The sequence below is a fragment of the Conchiformibius kuhniae DSM 17694 genome, assembly GCF_000428785.1.
GTDB classification, from domain to species: Bacteria; Pseudomonadota; Gammaproteobacteria; order Burkholderiales; family Neisseriaceae; genus Conchiformibius; species Conchiformibius kuhniae.
The window spans coordinates 26,118-40,993 of the sequence record NZ_AUAP01000012.1; the positions used below are offsets into that span (position 1 = coordinate 26,118).

General features: G+C 57.2%; 14 protein-coding genes and 1 pseudogene. 5 read left to right on the top strand and 10 right to left on the bottom strand.

Features of this window, described 5'->3' with window-relative positions; translation table 11 throughout:
* Positions 1 to 26: 26 nt before the first annotated feature.
* The gene (locus G392_RS0105700) at positions 27 to 1,280 is read left to right on the top strand and encodes a D-amino acid dehydrogenase (RefSeq protein ID WP_027009466.1); all 1,254 of its coding nucleotides are present in this window, start codon (positions 27 to 29) and stop codon (positions 1,278 to 1,280) included.
* 250 nt (positions 1,281 to 1,530) lie between these two features.
* Here the strand turns inward: G392_RS0105700 and G392_RS0105705 are convergent, their stop codons facing one another.
* The 6 genes from G392_RS0105705 to hemB all read right to left on the bottom strand — a co-directional run bounded on the left by G392_RS0105705 (position 1,531) and on the right by hemB (position 7,139).
* Positions 1,531 to 1,896: a hypothetical protein gene (locus tag G392_RS0105705; RefSeq protein WP_156900820.1), complete on the bottom strand. Its 366-nt coding sequence runs from the start codon at positions 1,894 to 1,896 to the stop codon at positions 1,531 to 1,533.
* A 94-nt stretch (positions 1,897 to 1,990) separates the two neighbouring features.
* A complete protein-coding gene (lpdA, locus tag G392_RS0105710) occupies positions 1,991 to 3,424 on the bottom strand; it encodes a dihydrolipoyl dehydrogenase (RefSeq protein ID WP_027009468.1) in 1,434 nt (477 codons plus the stop codon).
* A gap of 171 nt (positions 3,425 to 3,595) precedes the next feature.
* Entirely contained in the window at positions 3,596 to 4,528 is a 933-nt protein-coding gene (ribF, locus tag G392_RS0105720) for a bifunctional riboflavin kinase/FAD synthetase (protein ID WP_051255604.1), read from the bottom strand.
* A 31-nt stretch (positions 4,529 to 4,559) separates the two neighbouring features.
* Positions 4,560 to 5,435 (bottom strand): DUF808 domain-containing protein, encoded by an 876-nt coding sequence (locus G392_RS0105725; protein ID WP_027009470.1) that lies wholly within the window; start codon positions 5,433 to 5,435, stop codon positions 4,560 to 4,562.
* A gap of 61 nt (positions 5,436 to 5,496) precedes the next feature.
* The gene (gene grpE / locus G392_RS0105730) at positions 5,497 to 6,045 is read right to left on the bottom strand and encodes a nucleotide exchange factor GrpE (protein ID WP_027009471.1); all 549 of its coding nucleotides are present in this window, start codon (positions 6,043 to 6,045) and stop codon (positions 5,497 to 5,499) included.
* A gap of 95 nt (positions 6,046 to 6,140) precedes the next feature.
* Positions 6,141 to 7,139 carry a porphobilinogen synthase gene (hemB, locus tag G392_RS0105735; protein WP_027009472.1) on the bottom strand — a complete coding sequence of 333 codons (999 nt, stop codon included), beginning with the start codon at positions 7,137 to 7,139 and terminating at the stop codon, positions 6,141 to 6,143.
* A 523-nt stretch (positions 7,140 to 7,662) separates the two neighbouring features.
* Here hemB and G392_RS14180 point away from each other — a divergent pair.
* Positions 7,663 to 8,511: pseudogene (locus tag G392_RS14180) on the top strand (phosphatidylserine decarboxylase); the annotation flags it as partial.
* Between the two features lie 922 nt (positions 8,512 to 9,433).
* On the opposite strand, the gene tyrS reads toward G392_RS14180, so the two are convergent.
* Positions 9,434 to 10,702, bottom strand: coding sequence for a tyrosine--tRNA ligase (gene tyrS, locus G392_RS0105750; protein ID WP_027009473.1), 1,269 nt, complete (start codon positions 10,700 to 10,702; stop codon positions 9,434 to 9,436).
* A gap of 107 nt (positions 10,703 to 10,809) precedes the next feature.
* Here tyrS and G392_RS0105755 point away from each other — a divergent pair, with 107 nt between their 5' ends.
* Positions 10,810 to 11,415, top strand: coding sequence for a nitroreductase family protein (locus G392_RS0105755; protein WP_027009474.1), 606 nt, complete (start codon positions 10,810 to 10,812; stop codon positions 11,413 to 11,415).
* 137 nt (positions 11,416 to 11,552) lie between these two features.
* On the opposite strand, the gene G392_RS0105760 is transcribed toward G392_RS0105755, so the two are convergent.
* Together G392_RS0105760 and G392_RS12265 are read right to left on the bottom strand one after the other, a co-directional pair.
* Positions 11,553 to 12,140 carry an RDD family protein gene (locus G392_RS0105760; protein ID WP_169718743.1) on the bottom strand — a complete coding sequence of 196 codons (588 nt, stop codon included), beginning with the start codon at positions 12,138 to 12,140 and terminating at the stop codon, positions 11,553 to 11,555.
* Positions 12,141 to 12,352: 212 nt separating this feature from the next.
* A complete protein-coding gene (locus G392_RS12265) occupies positions 12,353 to 12,943 on the bottom strand; it encodes an RDD family protein (RefSeq protein ID WP_051255605.1) in 591 nt (196 codons plus the stop codon).
* Between G392_RS12265 and G392_RS13575 the strand changes: the two genes are divergently transcribed.
* Together G392_RS13575 and asd are read left to right on the top strand one after the other, a co-directional pair.
* Positions 12,942 to 13,079 (top strand): hypothetical protein, encoded by a 138-nt coding sequence (locus G392_RS13575; RefSeq protein WP_156900821.1) that lies wholly within the window; start codon positions 12,942 to 12,944, stop codon positions 13,077 to 13,079. The genes G392_RS12265 and G392_RS13575 overlap by 2 nt on opposite strands.
* A complete protein-coding gene (asd, locus tag G392_RS0105775; protein WP_027009476.1) occupies positions 13,076 to 14,197 on the top strand; it encodes an aspartate-semialdehyde dehydrogenase in 1,122 nt (373 codons plus the stop codon). The genes G392_RS13575 and asd overlap by 4 nt, the downstream gene beginning before the upstream one ends.
* 68 nt (positions 14,198 to 14,265) lie before the next feature.
* On the opposite strand, the gene G392_RS0105780 is transcribed toward asd, so the two are convergent.
* Entirely contained in the window at positions 14,266 to 14,778 is a 513-nt protein-coding gene (locus tag G392_RS0105780; RefSeq protein WP_245571936.1) for a hypothetical protein, read from the bottom strand.
* Positions 14,779 to 14,876: the final 98 nt, after the last annotated feature.

Consider the following 14,876-nt stretch of genomic DNA (forward strand, 5'->3'; position numbering starts at 1 on the left):
CCGTCAAACAACCTTAAGGAAATCTGATGAACATCGTGATTCTCGGCGCGGGCATTGCCGGCGTAAGCACTGCCTATTATTTAAGCGGACAAGGACACCAAGTTACCGTGCTGGACAGGGCGCAGGGCGTGGCGGAAGAAACCAGCTTTGCCAATGCCGGACAGCTCTCCTTCGGCTACACCACCCCTTGGGCGGCACCGAACATTCCCTTTAAAGCCCTCAAATGGCTGTTTAAAGAACATTCGCCCCTGATTATCCGTCCGGACGGCTCGCTCTACCAACTGCGCTGGCTGGCAAAAATGCTCGCCAACTGCACCAACGCCGCCTACGCCCGCAACCAAGCCCGCATGATGCGCCTGTCGGAATACAGCCGCGCCCTGTTTGCCGGATTTGAACGCGACACGGGCATGGACTTTGAACAACGCAGCTTGGGCACGCTGCACCTGTTCCGCGATGCCGCCGCCTTTGCCAAACACCAAAACCAAATGGGCGTGTTGGCACAATTCAACGTGCCGTACACCGTGTTGGACGCGCAAGGCTGCCTGCAACACGAACCCGCCCTTGCCCATTTTGCCGACCGCATCGCCGGCGCCTTCCACCTGCCCAACGACCGCACCGGCAACTGCCGCCTGTTCGCACAGCAACTTGCCGACATCTGCCGCCAACGCGGGGTAAACTTCCGTTTCGGCGAAACCGTAACCCGTCTGCACGCACACGGGCGCACCCTGCGCCACGCCGTTACCCAACACGGCGAATACCCCGCCGACGTGTTCGTGTGCGCCTTGGGCAGCTTCAGCCGCCCCGTGTTGGCGCAACTGGGCTTGGACATTCCCGTTTATCCCGTCAAAGGCTATTCCATCACCGTCCCGCTTGCCGATGAGGCCGCCGCGCCGCAATCCACCGTATTGGACGAAACCTACAAAGTCGCGCTCACCCGCTTGGGCGGCAAAATGCGCGTGGGCGGCATGGCGGAACTGTCGGGCTACAGCTTGGCGCGTCCGCCCGTCCACCGCGAAACCTTAACGATGGTGGCGAAAGAACTGTTCCCCGCCGCCGCCGATTTTGCCGAACCGGGCTACTGGACGGGCTTGCGCCCGATGACCCCCGACAGCACGCCGATTGTCGGCGCGGCGGGTTTTGACAACCTGTTCCTCAACACCGGACACGGCACGCTCGGCTGGACGATGTCGCTCGGTTGCGCCAAAACCCTTGCCGACCTCATCACACACGGCAAAGCCGAAATCGAAACCGCCGATTTATCACCGGCACGTTACCGTTAGGGCACATCATTAATTAAATTTTTATAATGAAAATCAGTTAGATATAAAGAATTCCGTCATTCCCGCGAATGCGGGAATCCACTACCTGATGTTTGTGAAGCGAAGTTTTATCAATGCTTTTTGAAATTTGTTTTGGATTCCCGCCTGCGCGGGAATGACGGTACAGTAGGTTTTTCAGTCAATTGATGACACGCCCTCAAGGCGCGTCATCATTCCACCCACCGCCCGCACAAACGGCAATCAGATTGATTCAGACACGGCGGCAGTGCAGCAGCGCACCGCCGTTTTCATCGCGCAGAGTCAATATTTGCGCATCGGCGCGCACCACCGTATACACGCCGTGCAACACCGTTTCCGCCGCCACCGCCGCACCGCGCACCGGCGCGACACGTTCGCGGGTGGTCAAACGCTTGCCCGCCAACTGCCATGTGCCGTAAAAACGGCGGGCGCGGCTTTCGGGCAAAGCGGCGCGGCGCACCAGCGTATTATCGGCGTTGAAACGCAGCGTTTGCATCAAACCGGCTTGTTCGCATTGCCATGTGCCGACAAGCGGCGGCGCAACGGGGTTCGGCGCGGCACAAGCGGCGCACAACAACAGCACGGGGGCTTTTTTCATCAACATTCCTTTTCGGTTTGAAGCCCCGCCCTTGCGGCGGTACGGAAAACGGACGGGCGCAAACCCGTCCGCTCTCGGTGTTTTTTGCGGGCAATCAGCCGTGCAAGGCGCGTTTGTCGGCAGCAAGCGCGGCTTCGTGCAACACTTCCGACAGGGTCGGGTGCGCGTGGACGATGCGGGCGATGTCTTCGCTGCTGGCTTTGAACTCCATCGCCATCACCGCTTCGGCAACCAATTCGCTCACCATCGGGCCAATCATGTGCACGCCCAACACGCGGTCGGTTTCGGCGCAGGACAACACTTTCACCGTGCCTTTCGCCTTGCCCAAGCCCAAGGCGCGACCGTTGGCACCAAAGCCCGAAGTGCCTTTTTTGTAGGCGATGCCTTCGGCTTTGAGCTGCTCTTCGGTTTTGCCCACCCATGCGATTTCGGGGTCGGTGTAAATCACCCAAGGAATGCAGTTGAAGTCCAAATGCGGTTTTTGCCCGGCAATGCGTTCCGCCACCGCCACGCCTTCATCGCTGGCTTTGTGCGCCAACATCGGGCCGCGCACCACGTCGCCAATCGCCCACACGTTCGGCAGATTGGTTCGGCATTCTTCGTCTACCACGACAAAGCCGCGCTCGTCCAATGCCAAGCCCACCGCTTCGGGGTGCAAACCTTGCGTGTTCGGCACGCGCCCGATGGCGACGATGAGTTTGTCGAACACCACTGTTTTGCTTTCGCCGTTGTGTTCGTATTGTACGGACACGCTGTTGTTGCCTTTGTTAATCGCGGCGATTTTCACGCCCAGTTGGATGTCCAAGCCCTGCTCTTTGGTGAAGTATTTGAAGGCTTCTTTGGCGATTTGCTGGTCGGCGGCGGCAAGGAAAGTCGGCGCGGCTTCCAGTACGGTTACTTCCGCGCCCACGCGCTTCCACACCGAACCCATTTCCAAGCCAATCACGCCCGAGCCGATAACGCCCAATTTGCCCGGTACGCGGCTGAGGTTGAGTGCGCCTTCGTTGTCCAACACATTGATATTGTCGATTTCCACCAAAGGCAGGGGGCGCGGCACGGAGCCGGTGGCGATGATGACGTGTTTGGCATCGATGCTGCGGTATTCGCCTTTGCCGTTGTCCACAATCAGTTGCCACAAGTCGCCGTTTTTGCCCGCAAACGCCGCCCGCCCGAACACGCTTTCGACTTTGTTTTTTTGGAACAGGTATTTGATGCCGCCCGTCAGTTTGGTAACGATGGCGTCTTTGCGGGCAATCATTTGTTCGGCATCAAAGCGCACTTCGCTCAGGCTGATGCCGTGGTCGGCAAAGTCGTGCAAAATGGTGTGGACGTGTTCGCTCGATTGCAGCAGGGCTTTGGAGGGAATACAGCCGACATTCAGGCAGGTGCCGCCCAAAGCGGGCGCGTCGCCGGCTTTATTGACGCCGGCATCGATGCACACGGTGTGAAAACCCAGTTGGGCGGCGCGGATGGCGGCAATGTAACCGCCCGGACCCGCGCCGATGACGGCAACATCAAATTGAGACATTGTTTTTCCTTTAAATCATAATGTGGGGAGCGTTTGCCCTTGTTGCGCGTCATCACGCGGCAGGCGGGGAAGCGGAGCGGCGCAACACCAAACAGGCGCAAACGGCATTATTTTAATGCCTTGTTGCCGAAAAAGCCACTGCATCAGGCACAAAGGCGGGGCTTTTGACATTCAGCGCGCGCCGACCCAATTACGCGCCGCATCAATGTCTGCCTGAATCTGCTTGAGCAAAGCGTCCAAACCGTCAAAACGCAGCTCGTCGCGCAGCTTGTGCAAAAAGCGCACTTCCAAGCGTTGCCCGTACAGCGTTCCATGAAAATCAAAAAGATGCACTTCCAGCTTGGCACAATCGGTGTCGGACACGGTGGGGTTGGTTCCGAAACTCGCCACGCCGAAACGCGTGCCGAACGCGCCCGCCGCTTCCACCACAAACACGCCGCTCAAAGCATAACGGTGCGCGGGCAGGTGGATGTTGGCGGTGGGGCAGCCGAGCGTGCGCCCCAACTTCGCCCCGTGCTTCACCCGCCCGCTCAAGGCATAGCGGTGTCCGAGAATCTGCTCCGCCACCTCCAACCTGCCCTGCTGCAAAGCGGCACGGACGGCGGTGCTGCTGGCGCGTCCACCCGCCGCCAAAATACTGGGCGTGCGTTCGACCACGAAGCCGCCCTGCCCGCGCAGCATGGCAAAATCGCCTTCCCGCCCGCGCCCGAAGCGGAAATCGTCGCCCACCAGCAGATAATGCGTGTTCAAAGCATCGCGCAACACGGTGCGGACAAACGCCTCCGCACTTTGCGCGGCAAATTCGGCATGAAAACGCAACACGCGCACCGCATCGACACAGGCACTTTGGCGCAGCAGATTCAGCTTGTCGCGCAAAGGCGTGAGCCGCAACGGTGCGGAAGCGGTGCGGCGGCTGCGGGCGAAAAACTCCGGCGGCTGGGGTTCGAACACCACCACCGCCGTTTGCAAACGCCTTGCCCGTGCTTCATCGCGCAAGGTTTGCAAAATGTGGCGGTGTCCCAAATGCACGCCGTCAAAATTGCCGATGGTTACGGCGCACGGGAGGCTGTCGGAGCAGGGTTGAATGCCGAAGCGGATATCCATAGCGGTCGGGGTCGGAAAAAAAGAGGCTATTTTAATGGTTTTGCGCGGATGTGTGGCGCCGTTTCAGCACGGGCAGCACCACCGCGCACACCAGCGACCCCACTGCCACGCCCGCCAGCAAATCCGCCGTCATGCCGGACAAACCCGCATCCCAATGCCGTGCGTGCAGAAAATCGTGCAGCGCGGGAATATTATGGGTGAAAATCCCGCCGCCCACCAAAAACATCGCCAGCGTTCCCGCCACGCTCAAACCGCGCATCAACACGGGCATCACCCGCAAAATGCCGCGCCCGATGCTTTGCGCCGCCGCCGAAGGTTTGCCCAGCAGGTGCGCGCCGAAGTCGTCCGCTTTCACAATCAACGCCACCAAGCCGTACACAAACACGGTCATGCCGATGGCAATCGCGCACAAGGCGCCGATTTTCACCGTCAAAGACGCATCTTGCACCACCCCCAATGCCAAAATAATAATCTCCGCCGACAAAATAAAATCGGTACGAATCGCGCCGCGAATCTTGGCGGATTCGTCCAAATCCGCCGCTTCGGGCGCAGACGTTTCCCCGTCGGCGTGCGGAAAAAATTTGTGCAGCAGCTTTTCCACCCCTTCAAAACACAAATACGCCCCGCCCACCATCAAAAGCGGGTGAATCAGCACGGGCGCAAACACCGCCAGCAGCAGGGCAAGCGGCACAAGTATCACCTTGTTCCAAAAAGAGCCTTTCGCCACCGCCCACACCACGGGCAATTCGCGCTCGGCACGCACGCCGGTAACCTGATTCGCATTCAGCGCCAAATCGTCGCCGACCACGCCGGCGGTTTTTTTCGCCGCCATCTTGGTCATCAAAGCCACATCGTCCAACACGGACGCAATGTCGTCCAACAGGGTAAACAAAGAAGAAACCGCCATCACGCGCTCCCGAAAAAGCAAAGGGCAAAGCACAAAAACTTTGCCCCCAAACGTTTATTATTTATTCCGCAGCTTCGGACACACCGTCCGTTTCCGCAGCTTTTGCCACCGTTACCATGCTCGGACGCAACACGCGCTCGTGCAGGGTATAGCCTTTTTTCAGCACGGCGACAATCGTTCCCGCTTCCTGTGCGCTTGCCACCGACTGCATCTCCTGATGACGGTGCGGGTCGGGCTTGTCGCCCGCCTGTGCGGGAATTTCCTTGATGCCCGTGCTGTCAAACGCTTTTGTCAGCTCGCCCAAAGTCATGGAAACGCCCGTTTGCAGCATGTCGAAATTGCCGCTCGCATCCGCCAGCGCCATTTCCAAATAGTCTTTCACCACCAGCATTTCGGCGGCAAATTTTTGCGCGGCGAATTTGTGGGCGTTTTGCAGCTCTTCGGCAAAACGGCGGCGCAGGTTTTGCTCGTTGGCAAGCCCGCGCAACTGTTCGTCCTGCAACGATGCTTCCAGCTCGGCAATGCGTTCTTGCAATTCTTCCGCAGTCGGCTCGGCGGGCAGGTCGTTTTCGCTTTCCGCAGCTTCGGGGTTTTGGGTTTGTTCGCTCATTTTCTTTTTACCTTTTCGAAATGGGAATATCATGGTTTCGTGTCTTCGCAATATGGGGGTGGAACGGCATGCTTCAAGCGGGCATCGGGGCGGAATCAACGCAACAGCGCGGCGGCACGCAGGGCGAAATAAGTCAAAATCCCGTCCGCGCCCGCGCGTTTGAAGGCGAGCAGGCTTTCCAGCATCACTTTATCGCCGTCCAGCCAGCCCTGTTGCGCGGCTGCCTGAAGCATGGCGTATTCGCCCGACACCTGATAGGCGTAAGTCGGCACGCCAAAGGTGTCTTTCACGCGGCGCACCACGTCCAGATAGGGCATGCCCGGCTTCACCATCACCATATCCGCGCCCTCCTGCAAATCCAGCGCGATTTCGTGCAAGGCTTCGTTGCCGTTGGCGGGGTCCATTTGGTAGCTGTCTTTGGTGGACTTGCCCAGATTGCCCGCGCTGCCGACCGCATCGCGGAACGGCCCGTAAAACGCCGAAGCGTATTTCGCCGAATACGCCATAATGCGCGTGTGGATAAAACCATTTTCTTCAAGGGCTTGACGGATTTTTCCGATGCGCCCGTCCATCATGTCGGACGGCGCGACCACCTGCGCCCCCGCTTCGGCGTGGCTTAACGCCTGTTTCACCAAAACTTCCGTAGTTTCGTCATTTAAAACATAGCCTTCGGCATCAGTCAAACCGTCCTGCCCGCTCAAGGTGTAGGGGTCGAGCGCGACATCGGTCATGATGCCGAGTTCGGGAAATTCGCGCCGCAAGGCACGCACGGCGGTTTGCACCAAGCCTTCGGGATTGCAGGCTTCGGCGGCATCGGCGCTTTTGCCCTGCGTTACCACAGGAAATAATGCCAGCATCGGAATGCCCAGTTTGACGGCGCGTTCGGCAGTGTGCAGCAGCAAATCAAGGCTTTGCCGTTTGATGCCGGGCATGGAGGCGATGTCCTGTTCGCGTTTTTCGCCCTCCAAAACAAACACGGGATAAATCAAATCGGCGGGCGTGATTACGTTTTCGCGCATCAGGCGGCGGGAAAATTCATCGCGGCGCATTCGGCGCATGCGGGTGGCGGGAAAGGGGCGGGAGGGGAAATTCATCAAAATTCCTTTTTGGTTTGAAACCCCGCCGTTTACGGCGGTAAAATCAGCTTTTGTTCGGGTAGGGCAAGGCACAGGGCGGTGCTATATGCGCTGCCCTGCGCGTTGAAACATTGATGCGGCGGCGTTCGCGTTCTTCACCGTTGCCGGCGTGCCGCCGTGCATCGCGGCAACGGGCAAAAGGCAGATGGTATCACGGTTCGCCGCACCCGCCCAAAAGCAGATGCACATCGGCGGCGTTTTCCGCTATAATCCCACACTATTTTCCGTTTTGCTGTCCCGCACAAACGGGGTTTTACCGAAATTTCAACACACAGGGCCGCACCCCCACAAAGCGTGTCGTCATTTGCCCGTGCGGATTTTTGCCCTGCACCCGCATCTCCGGCTTCGAAAACCGCAGCACATGACGGCACACACCGGACGCAGCCCCCACGCGCCGCCCTGCCCCGCAGGATTCGCGCCACACCCCAATGATGATTGTACCGCCACCTACGGCGGGGTTTCCAACCCAAAAGGAACTGAGATGAACCGTTATTACCCGCACCCGATTATTGCCCGCGAAGGCTGGCCGTTTATTCTCGGCGGCTTGGCACTGAGCCTGCTGATGACCCTGCTGTGCGGCTGGTGGTCGGTACCGTTTTGGCTGTTCGTATTGTTCTGCCTGCAATTTTTCCGCGACCCCGTGCGCGACATTCCCGATGCGCCCGACGCCCTGCTCTGCCCTGCAGACGGACGCATCGTGGTGGTGGAAAAAGCCGCCGACCCCTACCGCAACACCGAAGCCCTGAAAATCAGCGTGTTTATGAACGTGTTCAACGTCCACTCCCAACGCGCCCCCGCCAACGGCACCGTCAGCCGCGTGGAATACAGCGCGGGCAAATTTCTCAACGCCGCACTGGACAAAGCCAGCAGCGAAAACGAACGCAACGCCGTGCTGATGACCACCGCACACGGGCGCGACATCACCTTTGTCCAAGTGGCGGGCTTGGTGGCGCGGCGCATTTTGTGCTACGCCAAAGCGGGCGAAACACTGGTGCGCGGCGAACGCTACGGCTTTATCCGCTTCGGCTCGCGTGTGGACGTGTACCTGCCCGTTGATGCCGTTGCCAACGTGGCCATCGGCGACAAAGTCCGTGCCAGCGAAACCGTTTTGGCATACCTGCCCCTTGAAGGCGCAGCACGCCCTGCCGACACCGCAGCCGCACCAAACGACCACGGCGAAACGCCCGCCCAAACCCCCGAAAGCAGCAAAGCCCTTGCCGAAAGCCGCCTGAAAGCCGACAAAGCCGAAGCAGAAAAAGCCGCACGCTTGGCGGCGGAAGCAGCACAGGCAGAAGCCGAAGAACAAGCGCGTTTGGAAGCGGAAGCACAGGCTCAAGCAGAAGCCGAAGAACAAGCACGTTTGGCAGCAGAAGCACAGGCCAAAGCAGAAGCCGAAGAACAGGCGCGTTTGGCAGCAGAAGCGCAAGCCAAAGCGGAAGCCGAAGAACAAGCACGTTTGGAAGCGGAAGCACAGGCTCAAACAGAAGCTGAAGAACAGGCGCGTTTGGCAGCAGAAGCCGAAGAACAGGCGCGTTTGGCAGCAGAAGCACAGGCTCAAGCGGAAGCGGAAGAACAGGCGCGTTTGGCAGCAGAAGCCGAACAGCAGCAAGCAGCACCGGTCATCGATGCGCTTCCTGCCGATGAAGCACAGGAACGGGCACGTTTGGCAGCCGAAAACGCCTTTGCTGCCGAAGCACCAAGCGTTCGCGATGATGCCCAAGATTCGTTCCGCCGCAGCGAAGAACAGGCATTGGCGGAAATCGCTGCCCGTGCGCCGATTGTGCGCCGTGAAGTGTTTGCCAGCGTACCCGAGCCTTGGCAAACCATCGAGCCTTCGGAAATCATCATCAAAACCGAAGTGAAAAAATAAAATAAAGCCGTCTCTTGCAGACGGCTTTTTCATGCTTTCTGAAAACCAAACCATCGCATGGTGTTTGCCAAGCAATGCGTTATCAATATTTATTTGATTTTAATCTGTCTTTCCGCGTACGCGGGTATGACGGCAGTTTTTTCATACCTATTTGATTTTCAATATAAAAATTTAGATGATGACACGCCCCAGTGTGCATCATCAATTAACCGAAAAAACACAGCACCGTCATTCCCGCGCAAGCGGGAATCCAAAACAAATTTCAAAAAGTATTGATAGAGCACCACTTTACAAACATCAGGCAGTGGATTCCCGCATGCGCGGGAATGACGGTGTTTTTTTATTTCACTGGTTTTCAAAGAAAAATCTAAATAATGACACGCTAAACCTGCCACACCAGCAAAGCATGATTGCGTTTGCCGCGCTTGACGATGGCGTATTTGCCGAAACGCCGCACGCTCTCGTCCAACACAAAATCGTCCGCGCCGACTTTTTCGCCGTTCACCGCCGCCGCGCCCTGCGCCACAAACGTCCGCGCCTGATTGTTGGACGATGCCAAACCCGCCTGCACCAATGCCTGCACAATATTCGGGCTGCCTGAAACCGCCACGGCGGGCAAACCGTCCAAAGCCAGTTGCGCGTAATCCTGCTCGGTGAGCGCGGATTCGTCGCCGGAAAACAGGCTGTGGGTGATGCGCTGCGCCGCCGCCAACGCCGCTTCGCCGTGAATCATGCGCGTCATGGTTTCCGCCAAAATGCGTTGCGCTTCGGGCTTGCTGCCGCTTGCTTGGTCGGCGGCTTCAATTGCGGCGATGTCGTCAAGGCTTAAGAAAGTAAAGTATTTCAAAAATTTATACACATCGGCATCGGCGGTTTTCAGCCAAAATTGGTAAAACTGGTAGGGCGACGTTTTTTTCGCGTCCAGCCACACCGCGCCGCCTTCGGTTTTGCCGAATTTGCTGCCGTCCGCTTTGGTAACGAGCGGCAGGGTCAGCCCGTACACGCTATTGCCGTGCAAACGGCGCGTGATTTCCGTGCCCCAAGTGATGTTGCCCCACTGGTCGGAACCGCCGATTTGCAAAACGACATTGTGGCGGCGGTTGAGTTCCGCAAAATCATAGCCTTGCAGCAGCGCGTAGGAAAATTCGGTAAAGGAAATGCCCACATCGTCGCGCTCAAGCCGTTGCTTCACCGCTTCTTTGCCAAGCATGGCATTGACGGAAAAATGTTTGCCGATGTCGCGTAAAAAGTCCAAACAATTCATTTGCCCGAACCAATCGGCATTGTTCGCCATCAGCGCGGCGTTGTCGCCCTCAAAACTCAAAAACGGCTCAAGCTGGCGTTTGATGCTGTCCACCCAGCCCGCCACCGTGTCCGCGCTGTTGAGGCTGCGCTCGGCGGCTTTGAAGCTGGGGTCGCCAATCATGCCGGTCGCCCCGCCCACCAGCGCCACGGGCGTGTGTCCCGCCAATTGGAAACGGCGCAACGCCAGCACGGGCAGCAAATGCCCGATGTGCAGGCTGTCGGCGGTCGGGTCAAAACCGCAGTACAGCGCGATTTTCTGTTCCGACAACAGTTTGTCCAAAGTGTCAAAATCGGTGGTTTGCGCGATTAGCCCGCGCGCTTGCAAATCAGTGAGTAAATCGCTCATGGTGCATACTGCCGCAAAAAGCGCGTATTCTAATCGTCCGCGCCCGTTTTGCAAATGCCGTTGCAGGGCGTATAATCGTTTTTTCAATACGCATTCAAGGAAACACCATGTCGGTACAAGCCCTGCAACAGGTGGCGGAAACCCGCCGTTCCGTTTACGCACTCAACAAAGAATTGCCCCTTGCCCCAAGCGAAATCGTGCACATGGCGGAACACGCCGTCAAACACACGCCTTCCGCCTTTCATTCGCAATCTGCCCGCGTGGTGGTGCTGTTTGGCACGGAACACGAAAAACTGTGGGACATTACCGCCGCCGAACTGCAAAAAATCGTCCCCGCCGACAAATTCGCCGCCACCGCCGCCAAGCTGGACGGCTTCAAAGCGGCGGCGGGCAGCATCTTGTTTTTTGAAGACCAAAGCGTGGTCAAAGGCTTGCAAGACAAATTTCCGTCCTACGCCGCCAACTTCCCCGTTTGGTCGGAACACACCAGCGCCATGCACCAATACGCCTTGTGGACGACATTGGCGGCAGCAAACATCGGCGCAAACCTGCAACACTACAATCCCCTGATTGACCAAGCCGTTGCCCAAGCGTGGGACATTCCCGCCGATTGGCTGCTGCGGGCGCAGATGGTGTTCGGCGGCATCGCCCAAGCGGCGGGCGAAAAAACCTTTGCCGATGTTGCGGCACGGGTGAAAACCTTCGGCCTGTAGCCCCGCCCGTCAACCATCATACAAGGCGCGTCATCAATCGACCGAAAAACATTGCACCGTCATTCCCACACATATGGAAATGACGGTGTTTTTTATTGCACTGATTTTCATTGGGAAAACCCAAGAAGCAACACGCCCTATGCCTCCTGCCGCATTTTTTCGCGCACCACCACCGTTTTGGCAAAACGGTCCTGCAAAGTGCGGTGGTCGTCTGTGGTTTGAAACAGCATCAGAAACGATGCCAAATACGGCAGCCAAATCAGCTCGTACACCGAAAAATTATCGTCCAAACGCAGCAACATCAACGTTCCGCCAATCATAATCACACACAGCAGCACAAACACCACCGTACGCAGCATCAGGCAGTGGAAAAAGCCCGCCACATGACCGTTGTCGCGGATAATGCGGATGCCCAGCAGCCGTTTGCCCAGCGTTTGCCCGCGCTGCGCCAGCCACAGCGCCTGCCACAGCACATACGCCGACAACAATACCGCCCCGCCCCACATCAGGGGCGACGCCAAAAACACATGCGCCCACACATCAAAATGGTGCGGGGTATGGCGCATCTGATACACGCTCCACAACAAAGGTGCGGCTGCCAATGCCCCAAGCGCCGCATCCGCCACCGTTGCCAAAATGCGTTCGGCAGGCGAAGCGAGCAGCCAACGGTAACGTTTGTGTCCGTCTTGGAAACTGAAGGAAACTTGGTCGCGATAGGAACTCATGGTTTGACCTTTTTTCTGTTTGTCTGCAATGTGCCAATTATATGGGCAGGGTGTGTCATCAACCGACCGCAAAACCCGCGCCATTATTTCCGCGCAAGCGGGAATCCGACCACCCGTTCAAACAAATCTTGCTAACAACATTGCGTGCCGATGCAGGCATGACGGTATGTTTTACTGTACGGATTGCCGGCAGAAAAATTCAATGACACGCCCTAACGGTGTTTTTTCGGCAGCTTGATGACCACGGTTTTCGCCAGCATGTCTTGCAGGGTGCGGCGGTCGCGGGCGGCAAACATCATAATCACGCACGCCAAAGTTGCCAACAGATTCATCACATCGCCCCAAACGCTCTCATCAGACTTCGCCCCCGTTGCCAAGGTCAAGACCAAGCCCAATACGCCGATGATGATGCCGTAAACCACTTCGCGCAACAAAATCGCCCCGACAAAACCCGGATTGCTGCCATCTTCCTTAATCAGGCGGATGCCGACAATTTTTTTGCCCAGCGTTTGACCGTGTTTGCTGTATTGGATTAACTGCCAAATGCCGTATGCCAAAGGCAGCAGCAGCCACGCCGCAACCGCCAATCCCGATTGTTGCATGAATTGCGGTGAAAACTCGTTGGTTTCAATATTAAAGTTTTGAAACAGCACCACCAACATCGGCAAAATGGTGATAAACCAAAACACCGTGTTCAGCAACACCGCGCCCATACGCGCCCACGGCGATGCCAAATCCACTTCAATATCATCGGTTTGCCCAAAGCTGAAAGGCGCGTTTTGTTCTTGGGAAGAATTTTGCATGATGCTGCTCCGTTGCGGGTTGGAAATTGCGCGTATTGTAGCCCAATCTTTACCCGTTTTCACAAAAACCTTTGCTTTTGCCGCGCAACGGGTTCAAAATACCGCCTTTTTTACCACAGGATTGGAAACACGATGAAAGTAGGATTTGTCGGTTGGCGCGGCATGGTCGGTTCGGTGCTGATGCAGCGTATGCGCGAAGAAAACGATTTCGCCCATATTCCGCAGGCGTTTTTCTTTACCACTTCCAATGTGGGCGGCGCTGCCCCCGATTTCGGTCAGGACGAAAAAACGCTGCTGGACGCCAACGATGTGGCGCGTTTGGCGGAAATGGACATTATCGTTACTTGTCAGGGCGGCGATTACACCAAGTCGGTGTTCCGTCCTTTGCGCGAAAGCGGTTGGCAGGGTTATTGGATTGATGCGGCTTCGTCTTTGCGTATGGACGATGATGCGGTAATTATTCTCGACCCGGTGAACCGTCATGTGATTGACGCGGGTTTGCAAAACGGCATCAAAAACTACATCGGCGGCAACTGCACGGTGTCGCTGATGCTGATGGCGTTGGGCGGTTTGTTTCAAAACGGTTTGGTGGAATGGGCGTCCAGCATGACCTATCAGGCGGCTTCGGGCGCGGGCGCGAAAAATATGCGCGAATTGTTGTGCGGCATGGGCGCGATTCACCAAACCGTTGCCGCCGAGCTGGCCGACCCTGCGGGCGCGATTTTGGAGATTGACCGCAAGGTGGCGGATTTTCTCCGCAGCGATGAGTATCCGAAACAGCATTTCGGCGTGCCGCTTGCCGGCAGCCTGATTCCGTGGATTGACGCGGATTTGGGCAATGGTCAATCCAAAGAAGAATGGAAAGGCGGCGTGGAAACCAATAAGATTTTGGCTTCCAAACAAGAGGTTGTGGTGGAAGGTTTGTGCATCCGCACCGGCGCGATGCGTTGCCACAGCCAAGCCATCACGCTGAAACTGAAACAGGATTTGCCGGTAAACGAAATCGAGTCGCTGCTGGCGGGCGCAAACGATTGGGTGAAAGTCGTCCCGAACAACAAGGAAGCCAGCATGCACGAGCTGACCCCCGCCGCCGTTACCGGCACGCTCACCGTTCCCGTAGGGCGCATCCGCAAGCTGGCGATGGGCGGCGAGTACATTAGCGCGTTTACGGTGGGCGACCAGCTTTTGTGGGGCGCCGCCGAGCCGTTGCGGCGGATGTTGCGGATTATTTTGGGCAATCTGCCGCAAAGCTGATGCCCGCCGTCAAACAACCCGCCGTATCGCACAGCATACGGCGGGTTGCTTGCTGATGCGCCACCAAACTACACCACCATCGCTTCCGCACAAAACATGGCATTGCGGCAGATGGACAAATTTGCCGTTTTCCGGTCGATGATGATGTAAATAAACATATTCTCACGCTGCGAACAGGGGCAGAGCAGGTGGTATTGCTGTTTCAGGCTGATGAGAATGTCGCGCAGGGCATCGTCCCGATGCAGCATGCTGACGGTTCGCTGCTGGGCGCGGATGATGTTCGTTCCGCCCGCCATCACGATTTCCAAATCGGTATTGTTGCCCGAACCTTCCGAAGCCGCCATAATCATGCCGCTTTCATAATCCACCACCGCCGCCGCCAGCACGCCTTTCACCGCCACCAACGCATCGGTCAATTCTTGCAGGTTTTTCACACCTTCTTCCTTTCTGCAACTGCACACATCTGCCACCGCCGATTGCTTGCCTGACTGCCCTGCCCGCACCCCGTTGATGCGGTTTGTTTTGTGTATCCGCAAAGCCAAGCCCATCGGCGGAATGATTTTCGGTTTTTCCGTTGCCACGCACGGCACAAGGGCGCTGCCCCGATTTACCTGTTTTGCCTGCCATCACCCGCAACGGGGCAAACCGAAAAAATTTTGATGAAAAATGGCGGGGCATT